This is a genomic window from Pedobacter chitinilyticus, assembly GCF_003313385.1.
Lineage (GTDB): Bacteria > Bacteroidota > Bacteroidia > Sphingobacteriales > Sphingobacteriaceae > Pedobacter > Pedobacter chitinilyticus.
Genome location: NZ_QMHN01000002.1, coordinates 267,226 through 283,304 on the forward strand (window position 1 = coordinate 267,226; position 16,079 = coordinate 283,304).

11 protein-coding genes are annotated in these 16,079 nt (G+C 38.3%); 6 read left to right on the forward strand and 5 right to left on the reverse strand.

The window, feature by feature from the left end; translation table 11 throughout:
• Nucleotides 1–190: 190 nt before the first annotated feature.
• Nucleotides 191–1,222, forward strand: coding sequence for an LLM class flavin-dependent oxidoreductase (locus tag DUT70_RS08030; protein WP_113646810.1), 1,032 nt, complete (start codon nt 191–193; stop codon nt 1,220–1,222).
• Nucleotides 1,223–1,398: 176 nt separating this feature from the next.
• Nucleotides 1,399–1,776 carry a DUF423 domain-containing protein gene (locus DUT70_RS08035; protein WP_113646811.1) on the forward strand — a complete coding sequence of 126 codons (378 nt, stop codon included), beginning with the start codon at nt 1,399–1,401 and terminating at the stop codon, nt 1,774–1,776.
• Between the two features lie 259 nt (nt 1,777–2,035).
• On the opposite strand, the gene DUT70_RS08040 is transcribed toward DUT70_RS08035, so the two are convergent.
• The 5 genes from DUT70_RS08040 to kbl all read right to left on the reverse strand — a co-directional run bounded on the left by DUT70_RS08040 (nt 2,036) and on the right by kbl (nt 6,283).
• The gene (locus DUT70_RS08040) at nt 2,036–2,611 is read right to left on the reverse strand and encodes a TetR/AcrR family transcriptional regulator (protein WP_113646812.1); all 576 of its coding nucleotides are present in this window, start codon (nt 2,609–2,611) and stop codon (nt 2,036–2,038) included.
• Nucleotides 2,611–3,018, reverse strand: a complete 408-nt coding sequence (locus tag DUT70_RS08045; RefSeq protein WP_113646813.1) for a Rieske (2Fe-2S) protein — start codon at nt 3,016–3,018, stop codon at nt 2,611–2,613. Before DUT70_RS08045 ends, DUT70_RS08040 begins: the two co-directional genes overlap by 1 nt.
• A gap of 1 nt (nt 3,019) precedes the next feature.
• Entirely contained in the window at nt 3,020–4,060 is a 1,041-nt protein-coding gene (pheS, locus tag DUT70_RS08050; RefSeq protein WP_113646814.1) for a phenylalanine--tRNA ligase subunit alpha, read from the reverse strand.
• Nucleotides 4,061–4,168: 108 nt separating this feature from the next.
• Complete coding sequence (locus DUT70_RS08055) at nt 4,169–5,080, reverse strand: alpha/beta hydrolase (RefSeq protein ID WP_113646815.1); 912 nt, start codon at nt 5,078–5,080, stop codon at nt 4,169–4,171.
• A gap of 9 nt (nt 5,081–5,089) precedes the next feature.
• Nucleotides 5,090–6,283 (reverse strand): glycine C-acetyltransferase, encoded by a 1,194-nt coding sequence (gene kbl, locus DUT70_RS08060; RefSeq protein ID WP_113646816.1) that lies wholly within the window; start codon nt 6,281–6,283, stop codon nt 5,090–5,092.
• Between the two features lie 96 nt (nt 6,284–6,379).
• Here kbl and DUT70_RS08065 point away from each other — a divergent pair, with 96 nt between their 5' ends.
• The 4 genes from DUT70_RS08065 (at nt 6,380) to DUT70_RS08080 (ending at nt 15,791) form a co-directional block, all read left to right on the forward strand.
• Nucleotides 6,380–8,839: a DUF5686 and carboxypeptidase regulatory-like domain-containing protein gene (locus DUT70_RS08065; RefSeq protein WP_113646817.1), complete on the forward strand. Its 2,460-nt coding sequence runs from the start codon at nt 6,380–6,382 to the stop codon at nt 8,837–8,839.
• A gap of 97 nt (nt 8,840–8,936) precedes the next feature.
• A complete protein-coding gene (locus DUT70_RS08070; protein ID WP_113646818.1) occupies nt 8,937–11,396 on the forward strand; it encodes a DUF5686 and carboxypeptidase regulatory-like domain-containing protein in 2,460 nt (819 codons plus the stop codon).
• Between the two features lie 376 nt (nt 11,397–11,772).
• Complete coding sequence (trhO, locus tag DUT70_RS08075) at nt 11,773–12,705, forward strand: oxygen-dependent tRNA uridine(34) hydroxylase TrhO (protein ID WP_113646819.1); 933 nt, start codon at nt 11,773–11,775, stop codon at nt 12,703–12,705.
• A 191-nt stretch (nt 12,706–12,896) separates the two neighbouring features.
• Nucleotides 12,897–15,791, forward strand: a complete 2,895-nt coding sequence (locus DUT70_RS08080) for a triple tyrosine motif-containing protein (RefSeq protein ID WP_113646820.1) — start codon at nt 12,897–12,899, stop codon at nt 15,789–15,791.
• The last annotated feature ends 288 nt before the right edge of the window (nt 15,792–16,079 follow it).

Genomic DNA, 16,079 nt, shown 5'->3' on the forward strand with positions numbered 1-16,079 from the left:
AATTCGATTTAGGATTGCTTCATAAACTCGCAATGACGCTCCTACTATCATTTTTGTAAGGAAGAATGACGAAGCAATCTTTTTGAATACAACCGAAGACCTAAAATCTAATCCTTCATACATTTCTTAACATACATCAAAAACTTTGACCCGATATTGAAGTTATCTTTGTATCAAAGAAAGGAAATTTATGGAATTAGGTATTGGAATGTTTGGCGATTTACAAATTAACGCCAACGGTCAAGCACAACCAGCACAACAACGTTTACAAGAAATTATTGAGGAAATTAAACTCATGGATCAAGTGGGTTTGGACTTTTATGGGATTGGGGAGCATCATCGACCAGATTACGCCGTATCCACTCCAGAAATTATCCTCGCAGCTGCAGCTACCGTCACTAAAAATATCAAGTTAGGCAGTGCTGTTTCGGTATTGAGTTCGTCGGACCCTGTAAAACTGTATCAAAGCTTTGCTACGGTAGATTTAATTTCGAATGGCAGGGCCGAGTTAATGGCTGGTCGTGGTAGTTTTATCGAATCATTCCCTTTGTTTGGCTACAACCTTGCTGATTATGATGAACTTTTTGAGGAGAAGTTGAACCTTTTGGTAAAAATCAATCAACAGGATACCATTTCATGGAAAGGAAAATTTAGACCAGAGCTGAAAGAACAACAGGTTTTACCTCGTGCGGTAAATGACCATTTAAATATTTGGGTAGCTGTTGGTGGCACTCCAAACTCTGTAGTACGTGCTGGGAAACTAGGCTTACCTGTGATGTTTGCCATTATTGGTGGCGATCCTAAACAGTTTCAGCCTTTGTTTGAGTACTATAAACAAGCTTACGAAGATAGTGGCCACGACATGAGCAAATTTAAAGTGGGTGTACATATGCATTCGTTTTTTGGCGAGGAAAGTCAAGCTACTGCAGACTACTATTACCCTGTTTATTCTGCACAAATGGATAGAATTGGCAAATCAAGAGGATGGCCGCCATTCCAACGCGGACAGTTTGATTTTGGACGTTCGAAACATGGTGCTTTGATTATTGGAGATGCCAATGAAGCGGCAGAGAAAATCTTACAAATGCAGGAATTATTTGGCTTAACTCGCTTTTCGGCACACATGGACGTAGGCGCGCCATCACATGAGCACATGATGAAATCTATCGAGATTTTTGGCGATAAGATAGCACCTCAAGTGAGAAAAGCTTTAGAAAAATAAAAATATTGCGCCGTCATTTCGACTGGAGCGCAGCGAAATGGAGAAATCTTTTAAGTGTAATTACTTAATCCAAAGATTTCTCGGCTACACTACGTTTCGCTCGAAATGACGCATCCATATTTTTAGACAATCCCTTAACTTATCTTTAGCTCTTATTTCGTTACCTTTACTGCTATATGGACAATCATTTAGTTGTTGCTGTTGGGGCAGCTTTTGGAATTTTAGCGATTATTCTGGGTGCTTTCGGTGCACATGCTTTAAAGAAAATTTTATCTGCAGAGAAATTGGCCTCTTTTGAAGTTGGTGTAAGGTATCAAATCTACAGCGCCCTGTTTCTGTTGGTGCTCGGTTATAACGCTAATTTAGAGCTGAGTGCTATCAGATGGGCTTTCTATCTGGTATCGATTGGCACCATCCTTTTTTCTTTTAGCATTTATCTTTTATCACTATCGGAATACCTTAAAAAGAACTTTAAATTTTTAGGGCCAATTACACCGCTAGGCGGCTTATTGATGATTATTGGCTGGAGCTGTTTGTTATATGCTGCTCTTTAGCTTTTTCTTAGTATCAATATAAAACCTCGTAGGTTTCGAAAACCTACGAGGTTTGTTGGTTCATAAACCCGATAGTAGCGGAAATACTTTTTGTTTATGTCATGCTGAGCGTAGCGAAGAATCTGAAGTTAAAGTAATGCAAAAGAGATTCCTCGTTCCTCGGAATGACAGCAAGAAAGTTAACAAAAAGATTGAAGCGCATAGCGGGACTATCCTACAATAGCAGCAGCAGTTTGCTTTTCAAATCAAATAAGAAGTCTTACAAAGCAGCTTTTACCAGATATGGCAATATCTCTTTTTGGAAGGTTACAAAGTTCTTGCGGACATCTGAATCACTTACCGAAGTAAAGGCAAACGAGAACACAATGCTTTTGCTGGCTTTCAGCAAAAATGCCAGTCCACCACGACGAGCTGGGTTGTTTTTAAAGTGATCAAGCTCTAAATAGGCGGATAACAACAAAGCCTCCAATTGGTCGGAAAGATGTTTCAAAAACTCCTGCGAATTGGCATTTTCACGAACGAAATCCCAACCGATAAACTCATTACAAGCCGTAAAGGAAAGTCGGCAGGTTTTCATAACCAATGCCTTTAAATGTTCTTCTTCACTAGCAAATTGTGCCTTGTTGGACAAAATACCGTGTAGATTAACATCTAGATAGTCCATCAAAATAAAATCGAGGATTTGCTCCTTACTTTCGAAATACTTATAGATGGTAGCCTTAGCGATACGGGCCTTTTTGGCAATTTCGTTCACACTTGTTTTGTGATAGCCGTATTTTCTAAATAGCTCCTTTGCGGCCCTAAGTATACTTTCTTTTATTTTCTCTGGCTCCATTAATTTCTTACTAATATTTGTTGCCCCGCTATGTTCAAAGCATATCTTTTTAAAGCTCTTTTTGCGGGTGCTTTTTGCGGACTACCATCAAGCAATGAAAACTTACCGCCAGAACATGGGTCAAGGGCGAGGAATACGCCACCATCTTCTGGTGTAACAGCGCAAGCTTTTTCAGGGTTAACAGTACTACACCTGTCAAAAGCGACATAATCATTGGTAGATATCCTCACTATCATTAAGCCTGCCACTCCTTGATTGGGTACCAATAGTATTCCGTTTGTAGCTCTAATGCTAAACTCGGCAAGGGTAATACTATAATTTACTGGATAATCTGGAATATAGTTTTCTTCTTTCCCGCATGATGCGAATAGTAAAAAAACAATGGCAATAGTGGCTAATTTTTTCATTTTATATCAGGGCTGATTGGTATTGTTTCAAGAAACGAACATCGTTTTCTGAGAACAAGCGCAAATCTTTGATTTCGAATTTGAGGTTGGCGATACGTTCTATTCCCATCCCAAAAGCAAAACCGCTGTATTTCTTACTGTCGATACCACAGTTTTCCAATACATTTGGATCAACCATACCACAGCCTAAAATTTCAACCCAACCACTGCCTTTACACATATTGCAGCCTGCGCCTTTGCAAATGCTACAAGAAATATCCATTTCGGCAGACGGTTCTGTGAATGGGAAATAGGATGGACGGAAACGCACTTTGGTTCCTTCGCCGTAAAGCTCTTGTACAAAATAGAAAAGTGTTTGCTTCAAATCTGCAAAAGAAACCTTCTCATCTACATATAGGCCTTCTACTTGATGGAAAAAGCAATGCGCTCTGGCTGAAATCGCTTCGTTACGGTAAACACGACCAGGCATTAATGCCCTAAATGGCGGCTGACCTGCTTCCATCATTCTCACCTGTACCGATGAAGTATGGGTGCGAAGCGCAATATCTCCATTTTCGCCGCCTTTTTTAATGAAGAAGGTATCTTGCATATCTCTTGCAGGATGCTCTTCTGGGAAGTTAAGGGCCGAAAAGTTATGCCAATCGTCTTCAATTTCTGGACCTTCGGCAACGCTGAAGCCTAGCTTATTGAAAATTTCGATGATTTCTCTACGTACAATGGCCAATGGGTGACGCGTACCTACCTCAAAACCTTCTCCAGGCAACGTCAAATCAAGTTGATTGCTTTCCGAAGTGTCTTGTGATGCTGAAATCGTTTCGTTTAACGTTTGAAATTTAGCTTCTGCTAATTGCTTAAACTCATTCAACACCTTTCCCAAGGTTCTTTTTTCTTCTGGGGAAACGGCTTTAAATTCATCAAATAAATCTTTGATGATCCCTTTAGTTCCCAGAAAACGTATTCTGAACTGTTCTAGCTCTGCAGCATTAGCGGTAGAAAACGCATTGATTTCGTTAGTGTATTGCGTTATTTGGTCTTGTAACATGCGCCAAATATACAGGAATTTATCCTATTTTTTTGTCAGAGTGAGTTCAAAAACAAAGTTCAAAGACTATTGCAGCCATAAAATGAACCCGAATTCATAACATATTGATTACAAATTAGCATTTAGGTAAGCCAGTAGCTCTACAAACACTAATTGAATGTTTCCAGTTTTCGTGAAATTGTGGTCGGCCCCCGCAATTTGAACGAATTTATTAGGCACACTAAGTTGATTTAATTTCGTTGTAAAAGCATCGAAAGTTGTCCTTCCCTGTTTTGGCAAATCTCCCACAGCATTGTTTTCAGGGAAAATAGTTAAGGTCGGTATTTTTTGATTTGAATTAGCGACATACAAAGGACTAATGGCTTTATAATGTTGTTCGTTAGCCACACTCACCTCAAATCCTGTGTATCGATAACCCATTTCTAAAATATAGGATGGCAGCAAATTAAAAGAAGGAATGTCGGTAAAGGTTTGGTCCAACGCTCCAGCCAAATTTGCTGCCACTTTTACTTTATTGGTGTTTTTGCTACCGTAGCTGTACAGCAAACCTAAGGTTGCCCCAGCACTGTGCCCCGCAATGGCAATTCTGCTTTTACTCACTTGCCATTCATCTGCATGGGCAATGGCATAATCAACGGCCGCACTTACATCATCTACCTGATGTTGAATTAATATGGCGCTTTGCTTGTGCGTTACAGGATTAGTTTGCAAACCGCTGCCATCTACCAAACGATAGTTGATATTAACTACGGCAAAATTTCTCCTTACTAATTCTTCTACTATTGCAGTATATTCACTTTTATCGCCACCAATAAAGCTACCGCCGTGTACAAATACTACCACTTTGGTCTCTGAATTTCTGTTAGCTGGCAAATAAACATCCATATTTTGCAAAGCGTTACTGCCATAACTTACATTTAGTTTTGTTTCGGCTTTTAATGATTGGTTGCTTGATTTTTTACAGGCAATCATCGATATGGATAATACTAGGAAGCAAAAGCTTTTCAGGAAAATTTTCATTCGTTAAATCTAATTTTTAATGACACCTAGCTCCTTGCCTACTTTGGTGAAAGCAGCAATGGCTTTATCCAAATGATGTTGTTCATGCGCGGCAGAAAGCTGTACCCTGATACGTGCCTTACCTTGCGGCACTACTGGATAAAAGAAACCAATCACATAAATTCCTTCTTCCAACATTTTAGCTGCAAACTCTTGAGCTACTTTAGCATCGTACAACATTACTGGAACAATAGGATGAAAACCTGGCTTGATATCGAAACCTGCCTCGGTCATTTTCTCTCTAAAATATTTGGTGTTATACTCCAATTTATCACGTAAAGTAGTGGTTTCGCTCAACATATCTAATACTGCTACGGATGCACCAGCAATAGAAGGCGCCAAAGTATTTGAAAACAAATACGGACGTGAACGTTGACGTAACATATCCACAATTTCCTTACGACCAGAAGTAAATCCGCCAGAAGCACCCCCAAAAGCTTTACCCAGAGTCCCCGTAATGATGTCGATACGGCCCATTACATTAAAATGTTCATGAGTACCTCTACCCGTTTTACCAATAAAGCCAGAGCAGTGCGATTCATCAATCATCACCAAGGCTTCGTATTTATCTGCCAAGTCGCAAATTTTATCTAAAGGGGCTACAGAACCATCCATCGAAAAAGCACCATCGGTAACAATCATTCTATGACGGCAATCTTTTGCGGCAATTAACTGCTTTTCCAAATCTTCCATGTCGCAGTTCTTGTAACGGAAACGTTGTGCCTTACATAAACGCACCCCATCAATAATAGAAGCATGGTTCAATTCATCAGAAATGATGGCATCTTCAGGGCCTAACAAAGGTTCAAAAACACCGCCATTGGCATCAAAAGCAGCCGCATAAAGAATTGTGTCTTCTGTTCCTAAAAACTCCGAAATCTTTTTTTCTAGCTCTTTATGCACATCTTGCGTACCGCAAATAAATCTTACAGACGACATTCCGTAACCATATTTATCGATAGCATCTTTAGCTGCTTCAATCACTTTTGGGTGAGATGATAAGCCTAAATAGTTATTTGCACAAAAATTAATCACCTCATCGCCAGTGCTCACTTTGATATCAGCACCTTGTGGCGTTACAATGATTCTCTCTTTTTTATATAGCCCTGCTTGTTCAATTTCAGCAAGTTCCTTTTTTAAAACGGGTTGTAGGGTTTTATACATGGTGTTATTTTAATAGATTTAACACAAATATAGTATTTTGGTTGTTGTGCAACCTTAAGAAACATTACATCGTCTTTGAATAAAAACTAAAAACGCATGAACCTAAACAAAAAACTTCTACTCCTTATCAGCTTCGTTACTTTATCACTAGGGGCTTTGGCACAACAATTTGAAGTCAAAGGAAAAATAACCGATAGTGACGGACAGCCCATCCCATTTGTTTCTGTTTTTATCAAAGGAACAACCAAAGGGGTTTCTGCAAATGCAGAGGGCGCCTACAGCATCAACGTGGATAGGGGTTTAGTGACATTAACTTTTACCATAGTAGGTTTTAAACCTGCTACGCAAAGTATCGATGTTTTTAGCAACACCACCTTAAACCAAACCTTGCAAACGGAGCAATTCACTTTAAATAGTGTTGTCATTAAAGCCAATGGCGAAGACCCAGCTTATCGAATAGTAAGGAATGCCATCAAAAATAGGAAAGCTTATTTAGAAGAGGTTTTTGCCTATAGTAGCGATGTGTACATTAAAGGGATGCAGAAATTAGTAGGTGCTCCTAAAAAGTTTTTCGGGAGGGATATTCAAAAAACCTTGAACTTGGACACTAACAGAAATGGCATTTTATACCTCTCTGAATCTCAATCAAAATTCTCATACATGAAGCCTGATAGGATAAAGGAGGAAATGATTTCTTCAAAAATATCGGGACGAAACAATGCTTTTAGTTTTAACAAAGCTTCTGATATGAGAATCAACTTCTACGAAAATCTGCTCCTTGAAAATAGCGGACTAAGCGCTAGAAGTTTTGTTTCGCCCATAGCCGACAATGCAATGTTTTACTACAAATACAAGTTGTTAGGCAAAACAGAAGAAAACGGATTGACCATTAATAAAATTGAGGTAAGCCCGCGTCGTAAAAACGACCCTGTTTTTAGAGGGATTATTTACATTGCCGATGATACTTGGCGCTTAATGGGCACCGATCTTAACTTGACTAAAGATGCTGGGGTTAACTTGATAGATACCTTAAATATAGCTCAACATTTCATCAAAATTGATAAATATTACATGCCAAGCAATTTGAGATTTCAGTTTAACGGTAATGTTTTTGGCTTCAAATTCCAAGGGTATTTCATCAGTTTTTACAGCAACTACAACATCAATCCTAAATTTGAAAAGGGTTATTTCACACCCGAGATCTTGAAAATCACGAAAGCGGTAAACAAAAAAGACTCAGCCTATTGGGCCAACAACAGACCTATTCCACTTACCGAAGAAGAACGTAAAGATTATATCAAAAAGGACAGTATCGCCCTGCGAATGCAAAGTAAAACCTATCTCGATTCAGTAGAAAAAGCCAATAACAACTTTACTTTAGGCAAAATACTGGTTACCAGTTATCAGCATAATGACAGGTACCACAAACGGTATTATACTTTTGATCCACTACTACAATCGGTATTTTACAATACCGTAGAAGGTTTTGCGATTAAATACGGCGTGACCTATCGTAAACAGTACGAAAACAACAAGTATCTTTTTATTAGGCCTCAAGCCAGATATGGTTTTGCCAATAAACGTTTTACCGCCAATGTGAACGCTTATTACTATTACGACCCTACCAAACGTGCGAGCATTAGCTTGGGTTTTGGTAACGAAATAGCTGATTTGAATAACTATGGTTCAATGTCGTTGCTATCAAACACGCTGAATACTTTACTTTTCGAAAGAAACTATCCTAAGTTTTATAAAAGAGATTTTGTAACGATAGGTACGCAGAGAGAATTGGCAAATGGTCTGCAAGCCTCGCTATCGGTAGATTACTCTAACAACCATGCATTGACGAACAGCACCCTATACAAAATTAGGGACTATAAAGACAGGGAATTTACCTCGAACAATCCTTTAAAGCCAAATGATGATGCGCCATTTTTCGCTGATTATAAATCGACTTCGGTTACCGCGACCTTAACTTATACGATAGGACAAAAATACATTACCCGTCCAGATGCGAAAATTTATACCGAAGCAAAATATCCTCGATTGAGTTTGAGGTATAAAAAAGGACTTGATGGCATTTTTGGCGGAGAAACCGATTATGACTTGATTATTTTTGAAGCTTACCAGGAACGCATTGGCTTAGGTTTATTTGGTTACACTTCATTTGTGGTAGGCGCAGGGAAGTTCCTCAACAGCAACAAATTATTTTATCCAGAGTTTAAGCATTTTAGAGGTAACAACGCCATGTTCTTCCCTCCTAACCTTAGAAAATTCAGGTTCTTGGATTTTTACCAATACAGTACCAACCAACATTATTTTGAAGCACATTTAGAACATAATTTTTCTGGCTTTATCCTCAACAAAATCCCATTATTGAGAAAATTGAAGCTGGAAGAAGTAGTGGGCATCAACTACCTTACGCAACCAGAAAAGAAAAACTATACAGAATATTATTTCGGAATACAACGTTTAGTTTTCGGAATCAGTTACGGTTTTGCCTTTGATAACGGCAAGAGAACTGACCAAGGCTTTAGGTTTTCTTACAATTTTTAGGTCAAACTACATTTTTAATGACCAAAACGTCAATTTAACAAAAGCTTTTTGTTAAATTGACGTTATCAATTGAATCTCAATAGAGCTTTTTTTTTAAATGATAGGCTACCTCCGCTGTTGTATTTTATGTTTGCTCAATTTTGTGGCCTTCGCGGTGTCGGCACAGCATTATGTACTCACTGGAAAAGTAACCGAAATTAAGGGTTCAAATGTGCCTTTCGTGTCTGTTTATGTAGATAATACCACGCAAGGTACTTCTTCCAATATCGACGGACAATACAAACTCACCCTCCCAGCAGGAAAAGTAGAATTGCTATTTACCGCAGTGGGTTATGAAGACCGTAGGGTTACCGTAGTGATGAAAGAAAATACCATTTTGGACATTGTACTTGCTCCAAAAATCTTCATGTTGAATGACGTGATTATCAAGTCAAGAACAGAAGATTTGGCCAATGAGATGATTAAGAAGGTAATCGCCAAGCGAAAAACTTATCTCAACGAAATTGATGCTTTTTCTACGGAAGTTTACACCAAAGCCATGCAGAAATTGGTAAGCGCCCCAAAAAGGTTCTTTGGACGGGATGTAGCCACTATTTTAGATTTAGACAGTAACCGACAAGGTATCATCTATTTATCGGAAACCGAATCAAAATTAGATTTTAAGCAGCGAGATAAGGTGAAAGAAATAATGATTTCGTCTAAAATTGCTGGTGACAATAATGGATTTAGCTTTAACAAAGCCTCCGACCTCATCGTCAACTTTTACAACAATGTATTGTTTGAAGACAAACTCTCAGTAAGAGGTTTTGTGTCGCCAGTGGCCGACAATGCATTTTCGTATTACAAATACAAGTTTTTAGGCAATAGTGAGGAGAATGGTAAAACCATTAGTAAAATACAGGTCATCCCTAAACGTGGTAGTCTGCCTGTTTTTTCGGGGGTTATTTATATTGTGAAAGACAGTTGGCGAATCAATGCTGTGAATTTATTTGTAACGAAAGAAAACGGCATTGAGCTAATAGATACGCTTACAGTAAAACAGCAGTTGGTAGAGATCGGCGACGTTTATGTCCCCCAATCTATACAATTTAGTATTGCTGGAAAAATATTGGGTTTTAAGTTTACAGGTTATGTAATGGGGGTTTATAAAAACTATAACATCCAACCTCATTTCAATAAAAACTTTTTCACTAAGGAAATTTTAAGGGTAGAAAGGAGTTCCAATCAAAAAGACCCGCTCTATTGGGAGAAACACCGTTCGGTACCGCTTACACTTGAAGAACATAACAATTATGTACGCAAAGACAGCATCAGTGCCTTAAAGGCTTCACAAAAATACCTCGACTCGGTTGACCGCATCAAAAACCGTTTCAATATGGCACAAATATTAGTAACGCCTTACGTTTATTACCGCAGTTACAATAAAAAAAGCATTACCTACGACCCTTTAGCCACCAGCGTATTTTACACCACGATTGAGGGTTTAGCCTTAAAGTATGCAGTAAACTTACGACAGGGATTTGACGACGGTCGGTTCTATTCGATTAGGCCCGAAGCTCGGTATGGATTTGCCAACGAACGTTTTAACGCCAATATCAAAGCTAAATATTTATACGACCCTATTAGAAATGCCACGATATCTGTTGGTTTTGGTTCAGAAGTGGCTAATTTAAATTCACTAGAGCAAACTAACCTACTTCGTAATAGCATCAATGCGCTGTTCTTCGGAAAAAACGTCGCTAAATTTTACGAGCGGAGATTTTTCAATGTAGAGGCGTCTAGGGAATTTGCGCCAAGCTTTGAGCTTAAATTAAGCGTAGACTATGCCAAACGCATTGCGCTTTCAAACAGCAATTTCAAAAGCTTACGTAGTAGCACCCGATTTACGTCCAATAATCCATTTACTCCCGAAGACGAGAATAATTTGCTCTTTCCAGAGCATAAAGCATTAGTGGTGAGTGGCACTTTGGCTTATACTGTAGCCCAAAAATATATTACGCGTCCCGATGGTCGTTTTTATATGGAAAGTGATTATCCACGTGTCGAATTCAATTATAAACGAGGAATCAGAGGCGTATTTGGTTCTAGTGTTGATTACGATTTCATTTCGGTAGAGGTTTATCAGAAGAAACTACATTTCGGTATGTTGGGCAAATCTTCCATCCTTTTGGGTGCAGGAAAATTCTTAACCTCAAAAAGCTTAAACTATCCCGACTGGAAACACTTTAGGGCCAATCAATCTATGGTATTTGATCCTGACGAACGGAACTTCCAATTTTTGGATTTCTATATTTTTAATACCACTAAGCAGTATTTCGAAGCCCACTTTCAACACAATTTTGGTTCATTTTTTCTTAGTAAAATACCTTTGCTAAAACAATTAAAACTAGAAGAGATTATTGGTGGAGCCTACTTATCTTCTCCAGAGAAGAGAAACTATAACGAGTTTTATTTTGGCATAAAACGGTTGAATTTCAGGATCCACTATGGTTATGCCTACGATAGAGATGAATTGATTAAAAAAGGATTTAAGTTTTCTTATGGGTTTAATTTGTAATTTGAGCCACAGATACACAGATTTTATTTTAGTTTCCGTATTTTTTTGCATTCGTTTGAAGTGATTATTTATCGCAAAGAAAAGAAGAGCTTCGCTAAGAACGCAAAGAAAAATCACGATATCAAATCTGTGCATCTGTGGCTAATCAACTTATTTCGCGAACTTCTCTTTGCGAGAACTTTAAAAGCACTTTAAAATCACTTTGCGTTAGATTATTTTACCGCGAAGAAAAAAAAGATACGCTAAGAACGCAAAGTCACATCTGTGCATCTGTGGCTACTAACCAATTTATGATGAAAATCATCTTTGCCAAAAAATAAATTACACTTATCTTTGTATCGCCTTAAACGCCGTTTGCAGCGGTATCAATGGAAATATGAAATACAACACCCTACTTTATTACTGCTATTCGCCAATAGCAGAGGCAGAACAATTTGCTGCTGATCATCTTCAATTTTGCAAATCATTAGGTTTAGTTGGCCGTATTATCGTGGCTGATGAAGGTTTAAATGGCACTGTATCTGGTACTGAAGAAGCTTGCAAAGCCTACATGGAGCATGTGCACGCCGATGAACGTTTTGCCAAAACTGAATTTAAAATTGATGAAGTTGACCAACCCTCATTCATCAAAATGCACTGTCGCTACAAAGCCGAAATTGTACATTCGGGCTTACGGGACACAAGCATCATCGACCCTAACAAACAAACTGGAAAGCACCTAGAGCCTACAGAATTTAGTAAAATGATGCATGACGAAGATGTAATTGTGCTTGACGTAAGATCAAACTACGAACATAACTTAGGTAAATTCAAAAATGCCATTACGCTAGACATCGATAATTTCAGAGACTTTCCTGAACAAATTGAAGCGCTAGCTCAATATAAAGACAAAAAAGTACTGACTTACTGTACAGGTGGTATCAAATGCGAAAAGGCTTCAGCCCTATTACTACATCACGGGTTTAATGATGTTTATCAACTGCACGGCGGCATTATTAAATATGGCAAGGAAGCTGGCGGCAAAGATTTTGAAGGCAAGTGCTATGTGTTTGACAACCGCATTGCTGTTGACGTAAATTCGGTTAATCCAACTGTAGTAAGCAAATGCTTTAATTGTGGTACTACTACGCCAAAAATGATCAATTGTGCCAATCCTGAATGCAATGAACACTTTACGCAATGCGATGCCTGCGGCGAAGAACTACAAGGATGTTGCTCCGTAGCTTGTAGCGAGCACCCACGTAAACGCCCGTACGATGGCACAGGTTATTATGTGAAGGTTCCACAACCCGTAGCGATGAAAGATTAAAAGATAAAGAATGGGCTGTCCAAATTAGGATGGCTTTTTTTATAATTAGGCTATAAACCTCGTAGTTTTTTTATAAGACTTATGAAGTTTTGAAAACTTCATAAGTCTATCCTATTATTGCAACGTCTAAACAGTGATGTTTCTTTTTATTTTTATTATTTTGTAATTATTGCAGTATCAACCACTTTCGTATGAAGCTTAGCTTATCAAGAATTTCCTTTCTTTTTATTCTTTATTTTTTTGGTCTTAAGCAACTAGCGGCTAACGATATTCCCAGAATTGGTGTTCCATACGTACAAAACTTCCATAAATCACTATATGCCGCTGGCAACCAAAATTGGTCTATTGCCAAAAATCAAAAAGGGATTATGTATTTTGGAAACTCGGGCGGTTTATTAAGTTACAACGGCAAGTACTGGGAAAAACACGAACTACCAAACAAACAAATTGTAAGGTCTGTAGCGGTAAGCAACGACGGGCTTATTTATACTGGGGGCTTCGGTGAATTTGGATTTTGGGACTATCAGCATAAAAAGCTTGCCTACACCTCACTCACTAAGCTACTTCCCAAAAATGCAAAACTTACTGGCGAAGTTTGGAAAATATACACCCTTGGCAAGAAAATATACTTCCAAACCTTTTCGCACATTTTCCTTTACGAGAACAAGAAAATAACCGTCATCAAACCTGCCAATAATCTCCTCTTTTTACACAAAGTAAACGACAGGCTTTTTGCAGAAGTGATTGAAAAGGGCTTATTTGAACTTAAGGATAGACAGTTAATTAAGTTAGAAGGCAGTGAAATATTAGGCAACACAGGTGTTTTATCAATTCTTCCCTATAAAGATAACCAGTTCCTAATTGGCACCAGTAAAAACGGGCTATTCATTTACGATGGAAAAACGTTTAGTCCTTTTGCCAATCAAGCCAATCAGTTCTTAAAAACCTATCAGCTCAACAACGGCGCTAGGGTGCTCAATAATTACTATGCCTTCGGCACCATTCTAAATGGTATTATCATTATCGATGTCAATGGCAATGTAGTGCAAACCATCAACAAAACCAGCGGATTGCAAAACAATACCGTACTCAGTATTTATAACGACAATGAAAACAATCTTTGGGCTGGATTGGATAATGGTATAGACCGCATCGAACTAAACTCGCCACTATCTTTCTATTTTGATAAGACTGGAAAATTTGGAACAGTTTATTCTAGCTTAATCTTTGGAAACAAAATTTACCTTGGCACCAATCAAGGCTTATTTTACGGTAACTGGAGCAATAATGCCGCAGGTAATTTCGATTTTAAACTGATTCCCAACTCACAGGGGCAAGTATGGGATTTAAGCCGCATAGACAACCAGCTTATTTGTGGACACAACAACGGAACTTTTTCAATTGTTGGTGATAGGATTGAAAAAATCTCCAGTATAAATGGCGGTTGGACCTTAAAGAAACTCAACAGTAATCCAAACTACCTTATTCAAGGCACTTATACAGGCTTAAGTATTTATGTTAAAAATAGTGGAGGCAATTGGACTTTTAGTCATCGAATTGAGGGCTTCGGCGAACCTTCCCGCTACGTAGAACAAGACCATAAAGGAAACATCTGGGTAAGCCATGCCTATCAAGGACTTTACCGTATCAATGTAAGCGAAGACCTTAAAAAAACAGTCAAAATAAAATATTATGATGATAAAAATGGGCTGCCGAGTAGCTTCAACATCAACGCTTTTAATTTAGAAAACAGAGTAGTTTTCTCTTCCGATTCTGGCTTTTATGTATACGACGACATCAACGATCGTTTCAATAAGTACCATGCCTTAAACAACAAGCTGGGGAACTTCAGCACTTCCAATAAAATCATCAAAGCAAGTAACGGCAAATACTGGTTCATCAATCACGGACGTATGAGCTTGGCCAATTTTAATGAACCTGGAAAGATTGTCATCGATTCGAACCGTTTTAACATCCTTGATGGGCGCATGGTTCAATACTATGAAAACATTAGTCAAATTAGCAATAATATCTATTTGATAAGTGTTGATGATGGTTTTGCCATTTATAATGATGCTTTGGCTAGCACGATTAAAGCGTCAACCAAATTACCACAGGTGCTTATTGGCAAAATTGACGACATTACCGACAAATACAGCATCATTGCTGAAAGTGTAAATAGTGAAGAAGAAATTGAAATCCCATTTTCTAGAAATAGCATTCGTATCTCTTTCGCCCTTCCCTATTATCGCTTGTCCAAAATCAAATTCCAATATTACTTAGAAGGATTTTCTAAACAGTGGTCCGAATGGAGCCCTGCAACGCAAAAAGATTTCACCAATTTAAGCAATGGCACCTACGTTTTTAAAGTGCGTGCAAAAATAGATGAACATGCCATCAGCGAAATCAGTACTGTAAAAATTGTGATTCTTGCACCTTGGTACGCCAGCAACTGGGCTTGGGCTTTTTATTTCATTTGTATCATTATTGGCCTCATTGTAGGTAAAAAAATATACGAAGCAAAGCTTAAAAAAGACCAGCAGAAAATAGCCCATAAACTTCAGCAAGAGAAGGAAGACTATTTGAAAAAAGAAGCGGAAGCAACCGAAAAACAGATTGCCAAATTACAAACCGATAAATTACAGGCCGAGTTGGCGGGCAAAAGTCGTGAACTAGCTAATTCTGCCATGAGCTTGGTATACAAAAATGAGCTGTTACAGAAAATTAGTCAGGAGCTTTACAAGCTTAAAGACAACAAAGACCAAAAGCCTCAAGACGACCAATTGCGTAAAATCCAAAAAATCATTGATGATGGGATGAATGATGAACGGGATTGGAATTTATTTGAAAACAGTTTCAATGAGGCCCATGAAAGTTTCTTCAAAAAGCTAAAAGCGAACCACCCAGACCTTGTTCCAAATGACCTGAAGCTTTGCGCTTACCTGCGCATGAACATGAGTAGCAAAGAGATGGCATCCTTACTAAATATCTCTGTTAGGGGCGTAGAAATACGTCGGTATCGTTTGCGTAAAAAACTAGCAGTACCTCATGACAAAAACCTTACGGAGTTTCTCATTGAACTTTAATACTACATCATTACCTCTCATATCACTTTCTCGATTACTTTAAAAGTCTGTATAAAAACTCGCTTTGTAGTAGTACCATTTCCTCAATCAAACAAACAAAAACCGCTGTTTAGACAATAAAAACAGCGGTAAAAGCTAAGCTTGAGATAACGTCATTACCACACTTGATGTAGTAATGTGCAAGTATTTTTTGTTGTTCATACCAAACAAAAGTTCAACATTCGTGTAGTCAAAACTGGAGTAGCACCGCAAAATGTCTCCACTGACTGTGTGTTCAAATAATCAAAT

Coding starts and splice junctions, on each gene's coding strand:
- DUT70_RS08030 (WP_113646810.1), top strand. CDS start 191: ATGGAATTAGGTATTGGAATGTTTGGCGATTTACAAATTAACGCCAAC.
- DUT70_RS08035 (WP_113646811.1), top strand. CDS start 1,399: ATGGACAATCATTTAGTTGTTGCTGTTGGGGCAGCTTTTGGAATTTTA.
- DUT70_RS08040 (WP_113646812.1), bottom strand. CDS start 2,611: ATGGAGCCAGAGAAAATAAAAGAAAGTATACTTAGGGCCGCAAAGGAG.
- DUT70_RS08045 (WP_113646813.1), bottom strand. CDS start 3,018: ATGAAAAAATTAGCCACTATTGCCATTGTTTTTTTACTATTCGCATCA.
- pheS (WP_113646814.1), bottom strand. CDS start 4,060: ATGTTACAAGACCAAATAACGCAATACACTAACGAAATCAATGCGTTT.
- DUT70_RS08055 (WP_113646815.1), bottom strand. CDS start 5,080: ATGAAAATTTTCCTGAAAAGCTTTTGCTTCCTAGTATTATCCATATCG.
- kbl (WP_113646816.1), bottom strand. CDS start 6,283: ATGTATAAAACCCTACAACCCGTTTTAAAAAAGGAACTTGCTGAAATT.
- DUT70_RS08065 (WP_113646817.1), top strand. CDS start 6,380: ATGAACCTAAACAAAAAACTTCTACTCCTTATCAGCTTCGTTACTTTA.
- DUT70_RS08070 (WP_113646818.1), top strand. CDS start 8,937: ATGATAGGCTACCTCCGCTGTTGTATTTTATGTTTGCTCAATTTTGTG.
- trhO (WP_113646819.1), top strand. CDS start 11,773: ATGAAATACAACACCCTACTTTATTACTGCTATTCGCCAATAGCAGAG.
- DUT70_RS08080 (WP_113646820.1), top strand. CDS start 12,897: ATGAAGCTTAGCTTATCAAGAATTTCCTTTCTTTTTATTCTTTATTTT.